We start from the raw sequence: 21,057 nt of genomic DNA, 5'->3' as shown, positions 1-21,057 counted from the left end.
CGCAAAGGAAACTGCCATGACAATGCTTGTATTGAATCATTCTTTTCTCATTTTAAATCTGAAATGTTTTATCTCAATTATTATCAAACAAAAGAAGAATTGATTCAAGCAATTGAAACATACATCTATCATTATAACTACAAACGATTCCAAAAACGACTCAATCATCGAGCTCCGATTGAATATCGAATCTCAATGGCTGCTTAGTCTTTTTTTAAAGCTGTCTACTTGACGGGGATAAGACCAAATTTCGTGTCTTTTTTTATTAGGAATATGCGAATATGACTCATTATTTAGTTTAGTCGTTTATCATACATTAACTGGATTTGTATGCCGTAAGGATCTTCAATAATACCATATGCTTCACTAAATATATTTTTTTCTAGTGGAGAGATTATTTTCACATGCTTATCGGAAATTAAATTATTATAAAATCTTTGTATTTCTTCTAAATTAGCACTTTGAATGCAAAGTGACATGTTATTTCCAACGCTATAACGTTCAGTAGGGTTCATTGTATCTTCGGCTATCATTAGCTTTGTATTCCCAATTTGTAAAACAGAGTGGGCAATATGATCTTTATTTTCACTTGTAATTTCAAAAGAACTATCTCTTTTGGCCAGTTCTTCATACGTAACAATCATTAACTTCTTGGCCTCTAAATTACGTGTATAAAAATTAATTGCCTCCTTTGCTTGCCCATTCATTGAAAGAAAAATAGCTATTTCTAATGTCATAAATATATAACTCCTTTATTAGTTAATAATTATAATATAGACTAAAAAGGTTTCAATACATGACACCTTTTATGGAGGGAAATATGAAAAAAACTGAACGAATAAATGATATGCTTATTTTCTTAAATAATAAAAGATATTTTAATTTAAAAGATTTAATGGTTAGATATGATATTTCTAAAAGTACCGCGTTGCGAGATATTCAATCATTAGAAGAAATAGGTGTACCAATATATTCTGAACTAGGTAGAAATGGGAGTTATAAAATTATAGAAAATAGTGTGTTATCACCAATATATTTTAGTGTGGATGAAATGTATGCGTTATACTTTTCGATGCTTACATTAAATGGATACAAAACAAAGCCATTTAATATAGAAAGTATTGCGCTTGAAAATAAATTTAAACATGTATTACCTGATAATGTGAGTAAAAATATTTCAATCATGGAACGAACGCTTTCCTTTGAAGTAACAAATCATAGTAACTTTAGTCCGTTCTTAAAAGAACTTTTACAGGGGATTTTTGCTGAGCGAGTTTATCATTTAACATATTTAAAAAAAGATGAGGAGAAAGTATTGGTCGCCCAATTTATTCGAATAGAATCTAAATTTGGCCAGTGGTATGCTAAAATCTTTAATTTTGAGACAAATCATGTTCAAATAATTAGATGTGATAAAATTCTTTCTATTGTGGAAACAAGCAATACTAATTCAAAAAATCTTGAAGAATTGTTAAGTTATCTTACTACTTTTCACAGAAAGCCTGATGCAACTGATTTTATTGTCGTTGTTAATCAAAAAGGAAAAGACATTTTTGATAAAGAGAATTATCCTTCCATGAGGATACAAAAAGAAAATGAAAATTACATTATAACAGGCTATTTTAATAAACAAGAAGTTGATTTTGTTTCAAGTTATTTTCTGAATTTCGGTGAAACGATTATCTCAATTCAGCCTGTTATGCTAAAAGAGTTAATTTATAATAAGGTATTATCTATAAAGCAGCATTTAACTTCGTTAAGATAAAGTTAGTATTAATAATTTTTTTAACACCAAAAAGCCCTTGAAATCTAAATATCCAAAGGGCCGTTTGGTGATTTTATTTGTTCTTTAGAAAAAAATTATTTTTCTGGGACGGACAGTCCATAAAAGAACATCGTAACGATATCTTGTATATGTTTTTCGCGATCTCCTTCAAGAAGCTGTGCCCCGAAATCATCACCTAATTTAGTGAACATTTGAATGTATAGCAACATCATTTCTTTAGTAAGGTGAGGGTTAATTTCATTTTTTTGCTGTGCTTGTTCTAGTATTTCTAAATACCAAGGCAGGATTTTTTCGTTTTGATAACTATAAATAAACTCTCGGAGCTCTTCATCTCTTTGCATCATTTGTAGCAACATATCAGGTTGGAACAACCCGCCAGTATTCATTTTTCTAATGATCATCTTTTGCATCATCTCATGAAAAGGTAATTTTTCTTCTGCAAGTTTTTTATAATATTGAAATTCAGATATTATAAATTCTTGTATAAGCTCCCTAAATAACGCATCTTTACTTCCGAAATGATTATAAATTGTCACTTGAGAAACGTTTGCTTTTTTTGCAATATGTTCTATTTTCACTTCATTAAATCCACGTTCTGAAAATAATGTAAAGGCCGCATCTTTAATGGCACGTTTTTTCTTTTCTTTCACTTTTTCAAAGCCGTTCAATACAATCACCTCAATTAAAATATACAAGAAAAAATAATTGAAAACAATATTTTTGAAATATGGACATATAAATATTTCAAAAAGTTATTGCGAATATGAAAGATGAGGAGTACAATAATTTTGAAATATCACATGTTAAATATTTCAAAAAATGAGGTGGGTTTATGATTTCAGTTCAAAATGTTACAAAACAGTTTTCAAATGGAAAAGGCTTGTTTGATATTACATTTGAAGTGAAAGAAGGAGAAGTTTTTGGCTACTTAGGACCAAATGGTGCTGGGAAATCAACAACGATTCGTAATTTAATGGGATTTATAAAACCGACGGCTGGTAAAGCGACAATTTTCGGATTAGATTGTTGGGAAGATGCTGCGAAAATTCAAAGAGAAGTTGGCTATTTACCAGGAGAAATTTCTTTTATTGAAGGAATGAATGGATTAGAATTTTTAAATTTGATGCAAGGAATGCGTGAGTTAAAAAATATAAAAAGACGAGATGAATTGATAGAACGTTTGCAGTTCGATGTGAAAACACCAATTCGAAAAATGTCTAAAGGAATGAAACAAAAAGTAGGTATAGTTGCGGCATTTATGCATGATCCAGAAGTGTTAATTTTAGATGAACCGACATCAGGACTCGATCCACTTATGCAACAAGTATTTATAGATTTAATATTAGAGGAAAAGCAAAGAGGAAAAACAATCCTTATGTCATCACATATTTTCACTGAAATTGAGAGAACTTGTGACAGAGTAGCTATTATTAAAGATGGTTGTCTTGTAACCGTTGAAAACATTCATGATTTACAAGGCATGAGAAGACAGGTGATAGATGTAACAGTATCATCTCAAGAAGAAATCGAATCTCTTAAACAATGTGATTTGCAATTTGAAGGAATGAAAGGTAGAGAGGCGTCAATTATTGTGCAAGGAAACTATCAAACTGTTTTACAAATACTTTCAAACTATAATGTAACTGCACTTCAAACGAGAGCGACGGATTTAGAACATTTATTTATGCATTATTACGAGAAGAAAGAAGGGGTAAAGCATGAATAAACAACTATTTTTAGCTAGTTTGAAAGAAACGAAAAAAAGTATATTCAGCTATGCTACTGGTGCAGCTCTTTATTTATGGTTATTAATTTGGATATTCCCATCGATGGTTTCAGCCAAAGGTTTAAATGAATTAATAAGTGCCATGCCTGATAGTGTGAAAAAAATTGTTGGAATGGAAAGTCCGATTCAAAATGTAATGGATTTTTTAGCTGGTGAATATTATAGTCTATTGTTTATTATCATTTTAACAATTTTTTGTGTCACGGTTGCAACGCATCTAATTGCTCGTCATGTAGATAAAGGGGCGATGGCATATTTATTAGCAACACCTGTATCCAGGGTGCAAATTGCAATTACACAAGCTACTGTTCTCATATTGGGGCTACTAATAATTGTAATTGTCACTTATGTAGCTGGTATATTAGGTGCAGATTGGTTTTTAAAAGATAATAACTTAAATAAAGAATTATTTTTGAAAATAAATGTAGTTGGAGGGCTTATATTTTTAGTAGTTAGTGCCTATTCATTTTTCTTTTCTTGTATATGTAATGATGAAAGAAAGGCACTTAGCTACTCAGCCAGTTTAACAATCTTATTTTTCGTATTAGATATGGTAGGGAAATTAAGTGATAAGTTAGAGTGGATGAGAAATATATCTTTATTTACATTGTTTCGTCCGAAAGAAATTGCTGAAGGAACATATAATATATGGCCAGTAAGTATAGGCTTAACTGCTGGAGCACTTTGTATCTTCATAGTAGCAATTGTAGTGTTTAGGAAGAGGGATTTACCGTTGTAAATTAGAAAGTCCACTGAGAAAGTGGGCTTTTTTTGTTTGTAAATTCGAAGGGATATCTTTTAGAGAAACATTTAAGTAGATAGTCAAAATGGAATGTTTACATTTTTTCTTGTAGAAATATTCAAAAGAATTGAACCTTTTTCTAGGATACTCCGTCTAATATGTGTAAAGTTTAATTAATAGAGAGGCTGAAACAGGAGGACCAATTGTGAAAGTAATTCCTTTATATAAGATGATTGTAAAAGAAGAAACGGATGTTTCTTTAGCAAAAAAGGGTAATCACGAGGCTTTTATGACACTTATACATACAGAAAAAGTAAAGATGTATCGCATTGCGAAGGCGATGTTACGTGATGAGACGAATATAGAGGATGCGATGCAGGCAACAATTTTAAAAGCTTATGAAAATATAAAAAAACTGAAAAAGGAAGAATTTTTTCAAACTTGGCTCATTAGAATTTTAATAAATGAGTGTAACAATATAATTCGCTCTTATAAAAAAGTAATTGTAATTGAGGATCATGATAGTAATATGGTGGCGTTCGATCGATATGAAGATATTGACCTTTGTAATGCTATTCAGTCTTTAACGGAAGAACTAAGAGCTGTAACTGTACTTTATTATTATGAAGATATGAATCAAGAAAGTATTGCAACGCTTTTAGAAATTCCAAAAGGAACGGTTAAATCAAGATTGTCACGTGCAAGGGAACAATTAGAAGAGCGATTAAAGATGGAGTAGGAGGTGGTTAAAATGGATAAAGAAAAATTATTTGATGAAAAATTAAAAAAGAGAATAGAAAAGGATAATACCGTATTGCCACAGGCACTAAATGAAAAAATTAATGATACACTTCATAATCTTCCTGTAAAAAGAAAGAGTTATAGAGTACATATGATGTTTATTAGTGCCGCTGTTCTAACGCTATCAATTGTATCTATGTCTGAGTTTTCTATACAGAGCTTTGCACAAAATGGAGGGATGTTTAATTACGTAAAGAAGAATGCGTTTTCTGATTATGAGAATGAAGAAGAAATAAAGTCGAACGTCAATTATCCAGATAAGGAAAAGATTCATCAAAAGATGCTTGATTCAATTGATCATTTCCAAAATGTTTCAGGGCAATTCGAAGAATATTCTAGCTCTACAAGAATTGCTACAACATATAAATATGCGATTGATACGGAGAAACAAAGTGGTATTTCATCTAAAGAAGACAAGCTATCGAAAAAAAGCACGATGATTTATAGTGAGGAAGGAAAAAAAGAGTTTAATGATAAGAATAATACGTATAAAGAGACGAGATGGAGTCCAAAAGAAAGAAATAGTGAACTATTAAAATTAAGCCCTACGGAAAGGTTATTGAGAAAATCAAGTGAGAAGAAACGGTATGATGACGAATATGTGGGATTCGCTAAGTACAGTATTCAATCAGAATTTGCTGATCTATTAATTCGATATAAAGATTGGAGTTATAAAGAAACGAAGTATCTTGGACTCGATTGCTACAAAATAGAAGGGGTAATAAACATAGAAATGCCTGTAAGTACATCTGAAGATTTGAGTGGGAAATTTGAAATGGTTGTAGAGAAAAATACGGGGATTATGTTGAAGTTCCTTAGTTTCCATGAAGGTATGATTCAATATTCGATTACGACTGAATGGATACAAATAAACAAAGGATTGAAAGAGAATGTATTTCAAAAGGATAGCACTAATTATGAAAAATTGAAAAACATATTAGATGAATAGAAAACGGAGGGAACTATATGGAGAATACCTCTCCTTCAAGAGAAAAGAAAAATAAACGAAAATATAAAAAGACAACGATCATAAGTGTATTGTTAGGAGTATTACTATTTGGCGGAGTTGGGTATGGTGCTTATGTATATATGAAAACTTCTAATCTCGTACAAAAATCTAATTTGAACTTATCGCGTGGTGAAAAATCAAATTTACGTGAGAAAGCTGTAAAGCCAATTACACACAACGTTTCAATGTTAATTATGGGGATTGATGAAAATCAAGAACGGCAAAAGGGCTATAATGGTGCATTTCATACGGATGCATTATTGTTAGCTACGTTTAATAAAGAAGATAAGACAGTGAAATTAACCAGTATACCAAGAGATACTTATACATATGTTCCAATCGAAAAGAAGAAAGATAAAATAACACACGCATATGGAAGTGGTTTCGTTAAAAACGGAAAGGATGGAGGGCCACAAGCTTCTGTTGAGGCAGTAGAAAAGTTGCTGCAAGTACCGGTAGATTATTTTGTGAAATTTAATTTTGGGTCATTTATTAAAATTGTCGATGGGCTCGATGGTGTTGAGGTAGATGTCCCGGTTGAATTTACTGAACAAAATAGTAAAGATGAACCCGATACGATTCACTTGAAAAAAGGGGTTCAAAAATTAACGGGAGAAGAAGCACTTGCTTTGGCGAGAACTCGTCATATTGATAGTGATGCAATGAGGGGACAGCGCCAACAACTTGTTATTGAGGCGATTTTAAGTAAATTAAAAAGTGTAGGGTCTATTACAAAACTGGAGAAAATGGTTGAGGCCGTCGATGGCGATTTTAAAACAAATTTAGCATTGGATGATATTTTATCTTTTTATAAATATGGTTTAGATTGTTCAGTTGAGAAGATTCAACTGAACGGTGATGATTTATATTTACCAAATGGCCCAAATGGACGGCGTGTATATTATTATAATCCTAATAAAAAAGACTTGCAAAATTTGAGTAATACACTCAGAACACATCTTGGATTAAGTGAGAAGCAAATTGAGGGAAATTAAAGCGGATGCTATATCTGCTTTTTTTGTTTTTGTAGGAAAGAGATCTCTAGAATATACATTATTTATTAACGATAATCTACAGTCTGTTTATTGGAAAGTATCATTAACACTATTAAATTAGTGTATATGTAACAATAATAAATGATGTTAAAAAACTATATGGAATTTTTATGAATATTACTGTAAGAAAATAATTTTTTAATAATTTTCAATAATAACACTTTACAAATTTTAAAAAATTAGTAGAATAAGAAGTAGTAAGAATCGTCTGATAAATATATAAAGAAAAACAGAATTATCAGAAAATTCTTAAATAGCTATCGTTTAGAATTAGGGAGGGTACAAAAATGAAAAAGAAAAAAATGAAAAAACTAACAGCAGTTGTAGTACCGGTTTTAGCAATGAGCATGGCATTAACAGCATGTTCTACATCAGGCGGAGATAAAAAGACAAGCACAAATTCTAGCTCTAGTGGAGATAGTAAGTCAGGGGAAAAATTAGCGGCAAAACAAGTTTTAAATCGAACAGTAACACAAGAGATTCCAACGATGGATTCTTCTAAATCAACAGATACAGTATCTTCACAAATGCTAGGGAATACGATGGAAGGGTTATATCGTCTTGATAAAGATAATAAGCCGATGCCAGCTGCGGCAGAATCTAGTACGAAAAGTGAAGATGGTAAAAAATATACATTTAAACTACGTAAAGATGCAAAATGGTCAAATGGTGATCCAGTAACTGCGAAAGATTTCGTATATGCTTGGCAACGTCTATTAGATCCAAAAACAGCTGCTGAGTATGCGTTTATCGCATTCCCAATTAAAAATGCAGAAGTGGTTAATAAAGGAGAAAAACCTGTCGCTGAATTAGGAGTGAAAGCGGTAGATGATCTTACGCTTGAAGTTGAATTAGAGCAAGCGGTACCGTACTTCTTAAACTTAGTAGCATTCCCATCGTACTACCCATTAAATGAAAAATACGTAAAAGAAAAAGGGGAGAAGTTCGGCTTAGAGTCTGATACAACAGTTTATAACGGACCGTTCGTTCTTAAAGATTGGAAGCATGAACAAGGATGGCAATTAAAGAAAAATGATCAATATTGGGATAAAAAGACTGTAAAACTTGAAGAAGTTAACTTCAGTGTTGTAAAAGAGGCAGCAACGCTAATTAACTTATATGATAGCGGTCAAGTTGACTTTGCTTTATTAAATGGAGAGTTCGTAGATAAATACAGAAATAAGAAAGACGAATTCGGAACATTCTCACAAGTGAGCACGTACTTCATTCGTATGAACCAAAAACGTGATGGACAAGATACACCATTAAAGAGCAAAAAATTGCGTGAAGCAATTGCACTTTCTATCGATAAGAAAAATCTAGCAAATGTAATTTTAAATGATGGATCAAAAGAAGCTGACTTCTTAGTGCCAAAAGGATTAGCGACTGGACCGGACGGTAAAGACTTCCAAGAAACGTTTAAAAATGGTTTGAAACCAGATGCTAAAAAAGCTGCTGCATCATGGGAAGAAGCGAAAAAAGAGCTTGGTAAAGATCAAGTTACAATTGAATTCTTAAACTACGATACTGGTAATGCGAAAAAAGTTGGAGAATATATTAAGGACCAAATTGAGAAAAACTTAAAAGGTGTAACAGTTAACATTAAACTTCAACCATTTAAGCAAAAACTAAAATTAGAATCTGAGCAACAATATGATATTTCATACGGTGGTTGGAATCCAGATTATGCAGATCCAATGACATTCTTAGATATGTTTGAGTCTAAGCATTCTCATAACCAAATGAGCTTCTCAGATCCTAAATATGACGGCATGGTGAAAAAAGCTGGAACGGAATTAATGAGCGATGCGAAGAAACGTTGGGAAGAGTTAGGAAAAGCTGAAAAAACATTACTTGAAGAAGATGTAGCGATTGTACCTTTATATCAACGTGGGGATTCTTATGTTTTACAACCAAATGTAAAAGGTGTAGTAAAACATAATATCAGTCCAGAATTTAGCTTTAAGTGGGCATACGTGACTGAAAAATAATAGAGTTAAAAAAGCATTTCAAAGTAGCTTAGCTACTTTGAAATGCTTTTTTTTAGCTCAGTTAAATAGAGAAGAATAAGGCGTATAGTACGTACATATAGTAGATGGGGGATAAATCATACTAATTTATGAAGATAAAAATCAGAATATTTAAAATAAAACTATTTACAAATATGAAAAATAGAGTAGAATAATATTAGTTATAATTTTCAGAAAATTAATCGTTAGCAAGGGGTCTCTCAAGGGTTGGTAATGTACATATAATTAGGGAGGGTACAAAAATGAAGAGAAAAAAGATGAAAAAGTTAACAGCGGTTGTAGTACCAGTTTTAGCAATGAGTGTTGCATTGACAGCGTGCTCTGGATCAGGTGGGGAGAAGAAAACGACTACTACATCTAATAGTGGGGAAGAAAAAAAAGCTGATATTAAATATGCAGCGAAGCAAGTATTAAATCGTACGGAAAATCAAGAAATTCCGACGATGGACACTTCTAAATCTACTGATACGTTAGGGGCACAAATTTTAGGAAACACAATGGAAGGATTATATCGTCTTGATAAAGATAATAAGCCTATTCCGGCTGCTGCAGAATCAAGTACGAAAAGCGAAGATGGTAAAAAATATACGTTTAAACTGCGTAAAGATGCAAAATGGTCAAATGGAGAGCCTGTAACAGCGAAAGATTTCGTATATGGATGGCAGCGCTTACTTGATAAAAACACAGCGGCAGAATATGCGTTTATTGCCTACTATATTAAAAATGCAGAGGCAATTAATAAAGGTGAAAAACCTGCAACGGAATTAGGTGCAAAAGCGGTAGATGATTATACACTTGAAGTAGAATTAGACAAACCAGTACCATATTTCTTAAACTTATTAGCATTCCCGTCATATTATCCTTTAAATGAAAAGTTCGTAAAAGAAAAAGGAGAGAAATTCGGTTTAGAAGCAGATACAACATTGTATAACGGGCCATTTGTAATGGCATCGTGGAAACATGAACAAGGTTGGCAGTTGAAGAAAAATGATAAATATTGGGATAATAAGACTGTGAAATTAGAAGAAATTAATTATAGTGTAGTAAAAGAAGTTGCTACAAAAGTAAATTTATATGATACAGGATCAATTGATTTCACACTACTATCAGGAGAATTCGTAGATAAATATAAATCGAACAAAGATGAATATGGTGAGTATTCAGAAGCAAGTACGTACTTCTTACGTTTAAATCAAAAGCGTAACGGACAAGATACACCGTTAAAGAGTAAAAAGCTTCGTGAAGCAATCGCATTATCCATTGATAAAAAAGGTTTAGCAAACGTTATATTAAATAATGGGTCAAAAGCAACTGATCAATTGGTTCCAAAAGGGCTTGCGACGGGACCGGATGGTAAAGATTATCAAGATACATTTAAAAATGGTCTGAAATATGATGTGAAAAAAGGCGCAGCAGCTTGGGAAGAGGCGAAAAAGGAACTCGGAAAAGATCAAGTTACAATTGAATTACTAAGCTATGATGATGGAACTGCGAAAAAGATTGCCGATTATTTTAAAGATCAAATTGAGAAAAACTTAAAAGGTGTAACAGTTAACACGAAAATTCAGCCATTTAAACAAAAATTAAAATTAGAGTCAGCGCAAGATTATGAAGTTTCGTTTGCAGGTTGGAGCCCAGATTATTCGGATCCAATGACATTTATTGATATGTTTGAATCGAAGAGTCCATATAACCAAATGAGTTATTCAAATCCGAAATACGATGAAATGGTACAAAAAGCAGGTAATGAATTATTGTCTGATCCGAAGAAGCGCTGGGAAACATTAGGGAAAGCAGAAAAAATATTCCTTGAAGAAGATGCAGGATTAGTTCCTTTATATCAAACAGGAAGATCATATGTAATGAAACCGAATGTAAAAGGAATTGTGAAACACAACATTAGTCCAGAATATAGCTTTAAGTGGGCGTATGTAACTGAGGATGGCGGAAAGAAATAACATGAAAGCATTTCAAAAGTGGCTAATATGCTTTTGAAATGCTTTTTTTGTATGAATAGGAGAATAAGGCACATGGAAATTAGAAAGGAGTTCAACAATTGGATAGATAAATGATAGCAGAGATTTCATATTGATGAGAAAAATATAGAACATAGCAATAGAGAAGAATAAGAGGGGATATGTTTACATATAGTAGACGGGGGATAATTCATATAGTAGTAATAGTAAAATAGCAAGTTATTATCATGAAAAAATAAATATTTAGAAAATTTGCAAAAATACTTTACAAAACTGAAATAAATAGTAGAATATTAATTAATAAGAATTTTCTGATAACGAAAGTTAATAGAGAATCTCTAACTGTTAATATCGTACATATAATTGGGGAGGGTACAAAGAAATGAAGAGAAAAAAGATGACAAAATTAACAGCGGTTGTAGCACCAGTTCTAGCAATGAGTATGGCATTAACAGCTTGCTCGGGATCAGGTGGAGAGAAGAAAACAACTACAACGTCTAATGGTGGGGAAGAGAAAAAATCCGATATTAAATATGCAGCAAAACAAGTATTAAATCGAACAGAAACGAATGAAATTCCGACGATGGATACTTCGAAAAGTACGGATACACTTGGTTCACAAATTTTAGGAAACACGATGGAAGGATTATATCGTCTTGATAAAGATAATAAGCCAATCCCAGCTGCAGCAGAATCTAGCACAAAAAGCGAGGATGGTAAAAAATATACATTCAAGCTACGTAAAGATGCAAAATGGTCAAATGGTGATCCAGTAACTGCAAAAGATTTCGTATTTGCATGGCAACGTCTATTAGATCCAAAAACAGCTGCTGAGTATGCATTTATTACTTACTATATTAAAAATGCAGAAGCGATTAATAAAGGAGAAAAACCTGTAACTGAATTAGGAGTAAAAGCAACCGATGATTATACGCTTGAAGTAGAATTAGAGCAAGCGGTACCATACTTCTTAAACTTAGTGGCATTCCCATCATACTATCCATTAAATGAGAAGTTCGTAAAAGAAAAAGGAGAGAAGTTCGGTTTAGAATCTGATACGACAGTCTATAATGGACCGTTTGTACTTACTGATTGGAAACATGAGCAAGGCTGGAAATTGAAGAAAAATGACCAATATTGGGATAAAAAGACTGTAAAACTAGATGAAATTAATTACAGTGTAGTAAAAGAAGTAGCTACAAGGGTAAATTTATATGATACAGGTGCAATTGATTTCGCGCTTTTATCAGGAGAATTCGTTGATAAGTATAGAAATAAAAAAGATGAGTTTGGAACATATTCAGAACCAAGTACATTCTATTTACGTTTAAATCAAAAGCGTGCTGGTCAAGATACACCACTAAAAAGCAAGAAATTACGTGAAGCAATTGCATTATCGATAGATAAAAAGAATTTAGCAAATGTCATCTTAAATGATGGTTCAAAAGGAGCCGATTATTTAGTTCCGAAGGGTTTAGCAGCTGGACCTGACGGTAAAGATTTCCAAGAAACATTTAAAAATGGTTTGAAACAAGATACTAAAAAGGCTGCGGCTGCATGGGACGAAGCGAAAAAAGAACTTGGAAAAGATCAGGTGACAATTGAATTCTTAAACTACGATACTGGTAATGCGAAAAAAGTTGGAGAGTATGTAAAGGATCAGATTGAGAAAAACTTAAAAGGTGTAACAGTAAATATTAAACTTCAGCCGTTTAAGCAAAAATTAAAATTAGAATCAGAGCAAGAATATGATATCGCATATGGTGGTTGGAGCCCAGATTATGCAGATCCGATGACATACTTAGATATGTTTGAAACAACGAATTCTCAGAATCAAATGAGTTACTCAAATTCAAAATATGATGAGAGTATTAAAAAGAGTAAAACAGAATTAATGTCTGATGCAAAGAAACGTTGGGAAGAGTTAGGGAAGGCAGAAAAAGTGTTACTTGAAGATGATGTAGCACTTGTACCTTTATATCAAAATGCTAGATCATATGTTATGCAACCAAATATAAAGGGAATTGTGAAACATAATATTAGTCCGGAATATAGTTTCAAATGGGCGTATGTAGAAGAGAAATAATAACAAATAAAAGCATTTCTAAGGTGTAGTAAAGCACTTTGGAAATGTTTTTTTTTGCACCACTTTTTTATGAATGAATATAAGTATTATAGAAAAATGAAGGAGAATCCCATGAAAAGAAATTCGTACATTGATTTTTTAGCTTATTACGGAATAGGGAGTGCTCATCCTGGTGGTTTTACGTTAACAAAGCAATTACTATCTCAATTGCCACTTAGACACGGAGCAAATGTTCTTGAGATAGGTTGCGGCACGGGGAAAACAGCGGCGTATATGACAAAAGAATTGGGTTATAAAGTGACAGCGGTTGAAAAGAATGAAATTATGATTCAAAAAGCGAAAGATAGATGGTTGTTTGATGGTTTAAATATACAATTGATTCAAGGCGATGTAGAAGGGTTACCGTGTTTAAATGATTCTTTTGAGCTTGTACTTGGAGAATCTATACTCGCTTTTACAAATAAAGAAAAGGTTATTTCGGAATGTTATCGTGTATTACAAAAGGATGGGAGACTTGTTGTCATTGAAATGATTACCGAAAAACATATTGAGAAGAAAGAGGAGGAAAAGATTGGACAGTTATACGGTATGAAAGAATTATTAACTGAGAATGAGTGGATTCATTTATTTCAAGCAGCAAATTTTAAAAGAATTACAATTGCCGGTGGCGGAACTATTGCAGAAACAGTTGCAGGACATGTGGAAGAGCCAGAGTGGAATGTATCACCGTTTATTCCGGAAGAATTGTATGAGGCGTGGGTGCAACACGAACAAGTACTGCTTATGTATCAACATATTTTAGGGCATCGGATTTTTATATGTGAAAAATAGAAAAAGAGTTGGCTAAAGATAGTCAACTCTTTACTATGTTAGATGAAAAATAATGCAGCCAAAGTAATTCCAAAAATAAAGCCAAATCCGAGTTCAAGGCCCCAGCCACCGCCAAAGCCACAACCGCCGCAACCACGACGGCCACATCCGCAGCCACCGAATCCACCATCGAATCCACCACCACATCCAAATCCACAGTTATCACATCTGCTAAGACCGCCGCAAATATCACATCCGCCATTTGAATATGCGCCATGGTATCCAAATCCTGTATCAAAAGATGAACGCTGTTGCATTGGTTCAATCCAAACAGAATCATTTGTCACGTCTATTATTTTTCCTAAATGGATATGACCATCACGATCTTCAATTCGAACAACTTTTCCGAAATAACGTTGGCATGTATTATAACATTTTTGTCTATGCATGTTCTTTCCTCCTTCCGTATTACCGTAATACGATATGTAAGCAGGACAAGTGCGGCTTGTACGAATGACCTATCTATCATAATTGTTATACGAAAGGGGAAATATACGAACAGGATACATAACGAGGAGGAAGAGAAATGAAATCTACAGACCAATTTCAGACGTACGAAGTTCCTTGGGAGGAATTAATAGAAGCACTGCGAGGTGAAATGAAGAAACAAGTAGGGGCGGATATTATTGATACGGTCGTATGTAATTTGAAAGATGGTTTTGAAGTGTATACATATGTGCAGGGTGATTTGGATTTCGAGTATACAGAAGCTCTTGAACGAAAATATGGAAGTGACGGGAAAATCCCTAATTTGTTAACAGTTATGCTGGTAGCTAGCATTTATAATACGGGTGAAGAGAATATACGTTTACATGCAGATCAAAAGGAAAATCCGATTGTTGAAGTATATGTGAAGAAGTAAAGAGTGCGCTAATTATAGCGTGCTCTTTATTTCTTGTATTGAAAAGAAAATCAAACTTTAATGGTGGAATTTATAGCGGGAAAAGTATGAAATCTATGTGTTATTTCAGATATATAATAAGGAAAAAATTCGAAATAAAATATGGGAGTAGTTCATTTTTGTTTACATAATGTAATTGCTGTGAACTGTTGTCCTAAAATACAAGTCATATATCTTGTTTCCTCTCATAAATTTAAACATAGGAATTTGTCTACAAAGGTGGCGAAGCCTCATCATGAAAATTCGAATTTGTGCCACGTTCATGCTGTTTCTATTTATATGTTTACCTTTTTCAGTTTTTGCAAAAGGAGAGGAGGCAAAGGAAAGGGTCGTTTCACTTGTATATGATGATTCGGGCAGCATGAGAAATAACGATCGCTGGAAGTATGCCAATTACGCCTTGCAAAGTTTAGTTGCGCTATTAGATGAGAAAGATAAATTTTCTTACGTTCCAATGAGTAAGCCGGATGCCCCATTAAACATTTCATTAACAAAGGATCAAAGGCAAACAGAAATTGAGGGGATTGGGGCGTGGAAAACATATTTAAATACTCCATTTAGCGCAGTAGAAACGGCGATGCAATCTATAAAAAAGGAAGCAGATATAGATGGGAAACGTGAATTTTGGCTTATTGTATTAACTGACGGGGCATTTAATGATTTGGAGAAAGATAAGATTGGCGGAAAAGAACAAATTACACAGAAGTTAGCACAGTTTAAGAAAGAGATGGATTCTAAAAAGATCTCTTTACACCCAGTCTTAATCACGATGGAAGAGGATTTAGGGCAGCAAGAGAAGCTGCAGTTAAATACGTTTAAAGAGATTTGGAAAAAAGAAATGAATGGAGTTGTCATGCCGTCTAGCGGTGAGGATGGTATTGTACAAAGTGTGAATCAAGTGGCAGCATTAGTTGCAAATCGTGATCCATTTTCTTCTGTTGAGTCGATTGTCAAAACGAAAATAGTAGGGAAAAAAGTAGAGATTACAACACCGTTTCCATTAAAGCGTATGACGCTTGTACGACAATCACCTTCTTTGTCTAATTATAAAGTTATGCAACTTTCCAAACCGTTACAATTGCAGTCTTCTTTTTCTATACATGCACCAGGAGAAGCTAAATTATTCGGAAATATAGTGCATGTAAGTACAGCGAACCAGGAAGTGATTAAGCCAGGGACATATACGATAGAAGTGGATCAGGACATTGAGAAAGAGGGATTACAAGTACTTGTTGAACCAGCGCTTAATTATACTGTTTCTACGTACGACAAAGATGATAAAGATAGAAAAAATGTTGAGAAAATGTATGAAGGTGTGACAGCTGTTATTGAAGCGAAACCTACTGAATTACCAATTCAAACTTCTTATTTCGAAGCAGAAGTAGAAATAGACGGAAAGCAGTATCCGATGAAGTGGGATGATAAAAGACATGTGTTTTATTACGAGACAAAGGTTGGTAAAGAGTTAGTACGCGGGAAAGTCCATATGAATATAAAGGGATTTTATAGACAGACGAAAGAATTCAAGATTGAACCAGCTGAAAAACCAAAATTAACACTTCAAGCTGTTACGAAAGATTATGAAGAAAAGGTAACAAATTTAGAAAATAGTAAACCATTTATTTTACAGCCCCAGTTAAATGGTAAACCGATGACAGAAGAGGCTGTAAAGAAACTATTAAAATCTACTGGTGTCACATCGAATCAATCGATCAACTATGAATTAAAACAGCATGGTAGTCAAGTTTATGTTTATCCTCGACCTTATTACTCCGACACATTCAATTTTACAGATACCGGCACCGTAGAGGCTACCATCACGATCAATGATTCAACATTACAAGAAGTAAAGGAAAAGATCGTACTGCACATTGAAAATGCGCCGTTTTTTGAGAAGTATGCGCTCGTTTTTAAATTTGTAATTCCTATTACTTTATTACTTTTAATAGTAGGAATTATTATTTTAGGATGGATTGTTCGTCCGAGATTTCATAGGAAAGCATTACTATATTACGAATGGGATCAAGAAGTAGCGAAAGATTGGCTTTATCAATCTGAACCAGAGTTACTTAAAAATAAATGGTGGAAGCACTATTTTGGCATTCCATTCCGAGCAGAAAGAAAGACTGTGCAATCTGTAACATTAATAGCGAAAAAAGGATCGAAATCTATATTTGTAGCGAAAGAATCGCAAGTGGTTGGGATGATTATTGATGGGATGTTTATAACAGAGGAAGAGGTAGGAATGGAGCATAAGACGTTGTATCCAAATGAACTTTTAGTAATTGATAGAGGATATGGTAAGGAGATTTACCGGTACGAATGTGAATAGTAGATAGGGTGTAAGAGGGGCGGAGGAGGCCCGGCTCTCTTTATTCTTCTTTTCAAACAAGCAAGAATAGGAAGGTGGTTCACATGACATTACAAGTTCCAACAATTTTAATTGGCTTAGGTGGAATCGGTAGTACTGTCACACATCAAATATATGAAAGATTACCTGAGGAGCGTCGTAAAAAGGTAGCGATGCATGTATTTGATACAGATGTGAATACATTGAGTAAATTTGATCATATTCGGAAGTTTAAGACGCAAACGAGCTCGAGTAAAACACCGAGAGAGTATATTGCAGGAGATCCAACGATTCCAGAGTGGTTTCCGATGGACCCGACTATACTTGATAAACCGTTAACAGAAGGGGCTGGACAGTTACGCGTCATTTCACGGTTAGCGTTACGTGCTGCGATGAAAGAAGATAAACTCACATCGTTTTGGCAAGAAATCGAGAAGATTTTTCCAGTTACAAGTGATCAGACCGAATATGGTGTACGTGTCATTATTGTAACATCACTAGCTGGCGGAACAGGCTCAGGGATGTTTTTACAAATCGCATTATATTTGCGTGAGATGCTCCGGAAGAAATTGCAGCATCATAACATTTTAATTCGCGGTGCGTTTTTAATGCCAGATGTTTTAGTTAAGACGAGAACGGTTAGTGCGAAAGAGTTTGAAACTGTGCAAGCGAATGGTTATGCATCGTTAAAAGAGTTGCACGCTATTACGCTTGGATCGACTGGTGAATTATCAAAACGAGGCGGCGTAACGATTGAATTAGAATATCGTCCTGATCAAGTGGATGAGGACGGAAGAACAAACCATACGATAAAGCAGCATCATTTACCGTACAATTATTGTTTCTTATATGATTATGAAAATTTACATGGGCACCATTTGCACAATTTATCGGATTATATGGAGCAAATGGCAAATACGATTTATTTACAGTTATTTAGTCCAATGTCTGCAAATCATTTTGCACAAGAAGATAATCAAATTCAGCAATTGGCAGAATCGAGTGGGAAAGGGAGATATTGCGGAGCAGGAACGGCAAAACTTATTTATCCGTATGAGCACGTTTTGAAATACTGTGCTTTAAAATGGGCGGTGCAAGGTTTAGATGAATCTTGGCTTCATTTAGATCAACTGTTTCAAGAAAAAAAGCAAAGATACGACCAAGATGTCAAACGTGGTATGCAGCGTGAAAAGCCAGAGCGCGGGAAAAGTTATTTAGAAGACTTAGAGCATCTTGCTACTCGGCCAGAACAAGCTCATATTTTTTATAGACAAATGTACCATGAAACACGTGAAGGGGCAGAGGGTGGTAAGCTCGGTGTTGCAAAATCAAAATTGTTTTTAGATGCTGTAGAGAGTTACGTACACCGTACAGTGCAAAAAGATGAGGAATTAAACCGCCTGCAGCATGAGTGCAAAATATCGGCTGCGAAGCTTAAAATGATGGAACAAATGAAGGGGGAAGTAGCGAGAGTTGATCATGCGGTTCGTTTATATGCTTATGCCATTCCGAGCCGTGTACATGAGCATGTTACTACCCTTTTATATGACATGATCGAATCAGACCGCTTTACACCGAGTGGCTCAGAAGGACAGTCTTACCAATTAAATACATGGTTTTTAAAGAAAACGGATCCAGTTCATCCAGTTGCAGCACGTTTTATGCTGTATGAAATTCGTAAGCAGTTAGTAGAGAAGATGAATCGACTACATGAAAATAATGAACAAAAGCGTAATTTAATTCAAAACTACGATAAGAAATTTAATGTGAGTAATATTGATGGAACTGTAACGGCTGTTCGCCGCGTTGAAATTGCGCAGCAACAAGGCTGGTTTGGAAAAATGATTAATAATCAGCAGCGTTTGTTTAAAAAAGAATTTGAAGATATTGTAACGCAGTACGTACACAAATTAAGTGAGTATCGTAAAGAAATGTTGTTAGAACTCGTGTATCAATCGCTATACCAAGCAGTTGATAAAATGATTCAATATTGGGAAAGATTCTTTGATAATTTATACGAAACACGTGAAAATTTATTGTTTGAAATCCAAAAGCGAAGCAAGGAATTTGAGGGGAAAACGAACCCGACGAATGTATACGTATTAGCTGAAGAGAAATTGCAAGAAAAGATTTGGCAAGATATGCAGCAACATTTAAATTTAGGTGTATTACCGAAAGATATATCGTCCGAAATTTATATGAGCTTGTACGGGGAATATTGTCGTGATGCGAAAGCCGAAGAAATTCAGTCGAAAAAGGTGGAAGACTTCTATCGTGAACATATATTGAGTTATTGTTATGACGAACTTCAAGTGCGCTATCGTGACAAATTAGAGCTTAATATCGTTGAAGCATTGCGAAAAGAAGCAGATTTCAAGAAGCGTGATCGTGATGAATACGTTCGTGAAAAAATTGAAGATCTTTTCCATTTAGCAAGTCCGTTCGTTCCGAAAGTTTCTCATCATAGAGAATTACAATATTGGGGCGTACATCCATCTTTAAAACAAGAATTGCAAGAAGAGTTATTGCAAGAAATGTTTAAAGAAAAAGATACGGTAAACGAGGCGTTTTCACCATTTGAAGTGATTTGTTATCGTGCTCATTACGGATTATCGCTACAAGATTTTCCTAAGCTTTCATCTGGACATATTGCGAATGGTTTTATGAACGATAAAGGTGATTATTTTCAATCGTATTATCGCCGCGTGAACAAATTAAATAGTAAAAAATCTAGTTTGACGCCGCATTTAGATAAATATTGGCACTTACCAGCCTTTATGCCAGACTTGAATGCAACGCAAACGAAGTTAGATTACGACAAATGTAATCGTGCTCTTCTATACGCGTATATGTATCGCTGGATTAGCTTAGTTGCTGTTGATGGACAATTCGTGTATCAATATAATGGTGTTGGCCGTAGCTTTTTAATTCAGTCGATGGGGAAAAATATTTCAAGTGAAAGTTATAAGTTGCACAGAGCATTGCTTCATAATCCGTTTATTTATGAAAACATCTTGTCACGATTTGAAGAAGAACAAGAAAAGGCAATGATACAAGGTGGACATTTATATACACATGCATTTGTATTAGGCGCTCAAGATATAAGATGGCTCCGTAAAGAGCATGTTCATAATATTTTAGATATGATTTTAATGTATGACCGTGAGGCAAAATATGACCCGACGTTAGAAGAAACATCTGACGATTTGTTAAGGCTATTCCTTGATGAAATTGAGCTGTATTTCCAAAACTATTACGGAACAGGTGCAGATATGGTTGCGAAGAAAGAGAAAGAGATGTTTATGAAACAATTGTGGGATCGTTCGTATGCGAAAGGGTATGTGGATCCAAATAGTGCGCCCTATAAAAAATGGCAAAATATATTACATGTTCCCGATGAAGAAGAAGTGCCAAAAACGAATGTATAATGAGTGAAAAGGGAATCCTTAAGAATGACAATACAACTTTAGAAATGAGGGATTCCGATGCCATTTTTAGGAAGTGTATATCAAATATTTGGATTATATCCAGAAATTTATTATGGAATGATTTCAGCGGAAATCGCTGAACAACAAATGGAAGAACAGAAAGAACAAGAAAATCAAGAGACTGAATTATAAAACCATGCAGGCTACTCGCCTGTGTGGTTTTTTCGTGTTACAATA

General features: G+C 34.0%; 18 protein-coding genes. 15 read left to right on the top strand and 3 right to left on the bottom strand.

The genetic code is table 11. The features are described from left to right. The coding region (locus tag AC1DS7_RS20500) for an IS3 family transposase (RefSeq protein WP_476999015.1) at positions 1-207 on the top strand (207 nt) is incomplete at its 5' end. An 86-nt stretch (positions 208-293) separates the two neighbouring features. On the opposite strand, the gene AC1DS7_RS20495 is transcribed toward AC1DS7_RS20500, so the two are convergent. Beyond that, positions 294-737 carry a VOC family protein gene (locus AC1DS7_RS20495; RefSeq protein WP_002142698.1) on the bottom strand — a complete coding sequence of 148 codons (444 nt, stop codon included), beginning with the start codon at positions 735-737 and terminating at the stop codon, positions 294-296. 59 nt (positions 738-796) lie between these two features. Between AC1DS7_RS20495 and AC1DS7_RS20490 the strand changes: the two genes are divergently transcribed. Then, on the top strand, positions 797-1,765 hold the full coding sequence (locus AC1DS7_RS20490) for a helix-turn-helix transcriptional regulator (protein ID WP_215588414.1): 969 nt from the start codon (positions 797-799) through the stop codon (positions 1,763-1,765). A 95-nt stretch (positions 1,766-1,860) separates the two neighbouring features. Here AC1DS7_RS20490 and AC1DS7_RS20485 read toward each other — a convergent pair whose 3' ends face one another. Continuing rightward, a complete protein-coding gene (locus AC1DS7_RS20485; protein ID WP_080118282.1) occupies positions 1,861-2,481 on the bottom strand; it encodes a TetR/AcrR family transcriptional regulator in 621 nt (206 codons plus the stop codon). A gap of 137 nt (positions 2,482-2,618) precedes the next feature. Between AC1DS7_RS20485 and AC1DS7_RS20480 the strand changes: the two genes are divergently transcribed. The 9 genes from AC1DS7_RS20480 (at position 2,619) to AC1DS7_RS20440 (ending at position 14,102) form a co-directional block, all read left to right on the top strand. After that, on the top strand, positions 2,619-3,512 hold the full coding sequence (locus tag AC1DS7_RS20480; RefSeq protein ID WP_016100852.1) for an ABC transporter ATP-binding protein: 894 nt from the start codon (positions 2,619-2,621) through the stop codon (positions 3,510-3,512). After that, positions 3,505-4,311 carry an ABC transporter permease subunit gene (locus tag AC1DS7_RS20475; protein WP_002142696.1) on the top strand — a complete coding sequence of 269 codons (807 nt, stop codon included), beginning with the start codon at positions 3,505-3,507 and terminating at the stop codon, positions 4,309-4,311. Before AC1DS7_RS20480 ends, AC1DS7_RS20475 begins: the two co-directional genes overlap by 8 nt. A 208-nt stretch (positions 4,312-4,519) precedes the next feature. Beyond that, positions 4,520-5,053, top strand: a complete 534-nt coding sequence (locus tag AC1DS7_RS20470; RefSeq protein ID WP_000864747.1) for an RNA polymerase sigma factor — start codon at positions 4,520-4,522, stop codon at positions 5,051-5,053. A 12-nt stretch (positions 5,054-5,065) separates the two neighbouring features. Further along, positions 5,066-6,064 (top strand): hypothetical protein, encoded by a 999-nt coding sequence (locus tag AC1DS7_RS20465; protein ID WP_016100853.1) that lies wholly within the window; start codon positions 5,066-5,068, stop codon positions 6,062-6,064. A gap of 17 nt (positions 6,065-6,081) precedes the next feature. Further along, the gene (locus tag AC1DS7_RS20460) at positions 6,082-7,119 is read left to right on the top strand and encodes an LCP family protein (RefSeq protein ID WP_016100854.1); all 1,038 of its coding nucleotides are present in this window, start codon (positions 6,082-6,084) and stop codon (positions 7,117-7,119) included. Positions 7,120-7,466: 347 nt separating this feature from the next. After that, positions 7,467-9,170 carry a peptide ABC transporter substrate-binding protein gene (locus AC1DS7_RS20455; protein ID WP_002142690.1) on the top strand — a complete coding sequence of 568 codons (1,704 nt, stop codon included), beginning with the start codon at positions 7,467-7,469 and terminating at the stop codon, positions 9,168-9,170. 281 nt (positions 9,171-9,451) lie between these two features. Beyond that, entirely contained in the window at positions 9,452-11,167 is a 1,716-nt protein-coding gene (locus AC1DS7_RS20450; RefSeq protein WP_012261386.1) for a peptide ABC transporter substrate-binding protein, read from the top strand. Positions 11,168-11,567: 400 nt separating this feature from the next. Next, complete coding sequence (locus AC1DS7_RS20445) at positions 11,568-13,271, top strand: peptide ABC transporter substrate-binding protein (RefSeq protein ID WP_215588411.1); 1,704 nt, start codon at positions 11,568-11,570, stop codon at positions 13,269-13,271. Between the two features lie 111 nt (positions 13,272-13,382). After that, positions 13,383-14,102 (top strand): class I SAM-dependent methyltransferase, encoded by a 720-nt coding sequence (locus AC1DS7_RS20440; protein WP_215588410.1) that lies wholly within the window; start codon positions 13,383-13,385, stop codon positions 14,100-14,102. A gap of 38 nt (positions 14,103-14,140) precedes the next feature. Here AC1DS7_RS20440 and AC1DS7_RS20435 read toward each other — a convergent pair whose 3' ends face one another. Continuing rightward, a complete protein-coding gene (locus tag AC1DS7_RS20435) occupies positions 14,141-14,530 on the bottom strand; it encodes a hypothetical protein (RefSeq protein ID WP_215588409.1) in 390 nt (129 codons plus the stop codon). 137 nt (positions 14,531-14,667) lie between these two features. Between AC1DS7_RS20435 and AC1DS7_RS20430 the strand changes: the two genes are divergently transcribed. The 4 genes from AC1DS7_RS20430 (at position 14,668) to AC1DS7_RS20415 (ending at position 21,012) form a co-directional block, all read left to right on the top strand. Continuing rightward, entirely contained in the window at positions 14,668-15,003 is a 336-nt protein-coding gene (locus AC1DS7_RS20430; RefSeq protein WP_002033583.1) for a hypothetical protein, read from the top strand. A gap of 274 nt (positions 15,004-15,277) precedes the next feature. Continuing rightward, entirely contained in the window at positions 15,278-17,374 is a 2,097-nt protein-coding gene (locus AC1DS7_RS20425; protein ID WP_215588408.1) for a vWA domain-containing protein, read from the top strand. A gap of 83 nt (positions 17,375-17,457) precedes the next feature. Beyond that, positions 17,458-20,820, top strand: coding sequence for a tubulin-like doman-containing protein (locus AC1DS7_RS20420; RefSeq protein WP_002087746.1), 3,363 nt, complete (start codon positions 17,458-17,460; stop codon positions 20,818-20,820). Between the two features lie 57 nt (positions 20,821-20,877). Further along, entirely contained in the window at positions 20,878-21,012 is a 135-nt protein-coding gene (locus AC1DS7_RS20415; RefSeq protein ID WP_002014348.1) for a hypothetical protein, read from the top strand. Positions 21,013-21,057 lie beyond the last annotated feature (45 nt).

Source organism: Bacillus sp. P4_E1 (genome assembly GCF_056401715.1).
The sequence above is the reverse complement of the archived record's forward strand: the minus strand, read 5'-3'. Positions and strand labels throughout refer to the sequence as shown.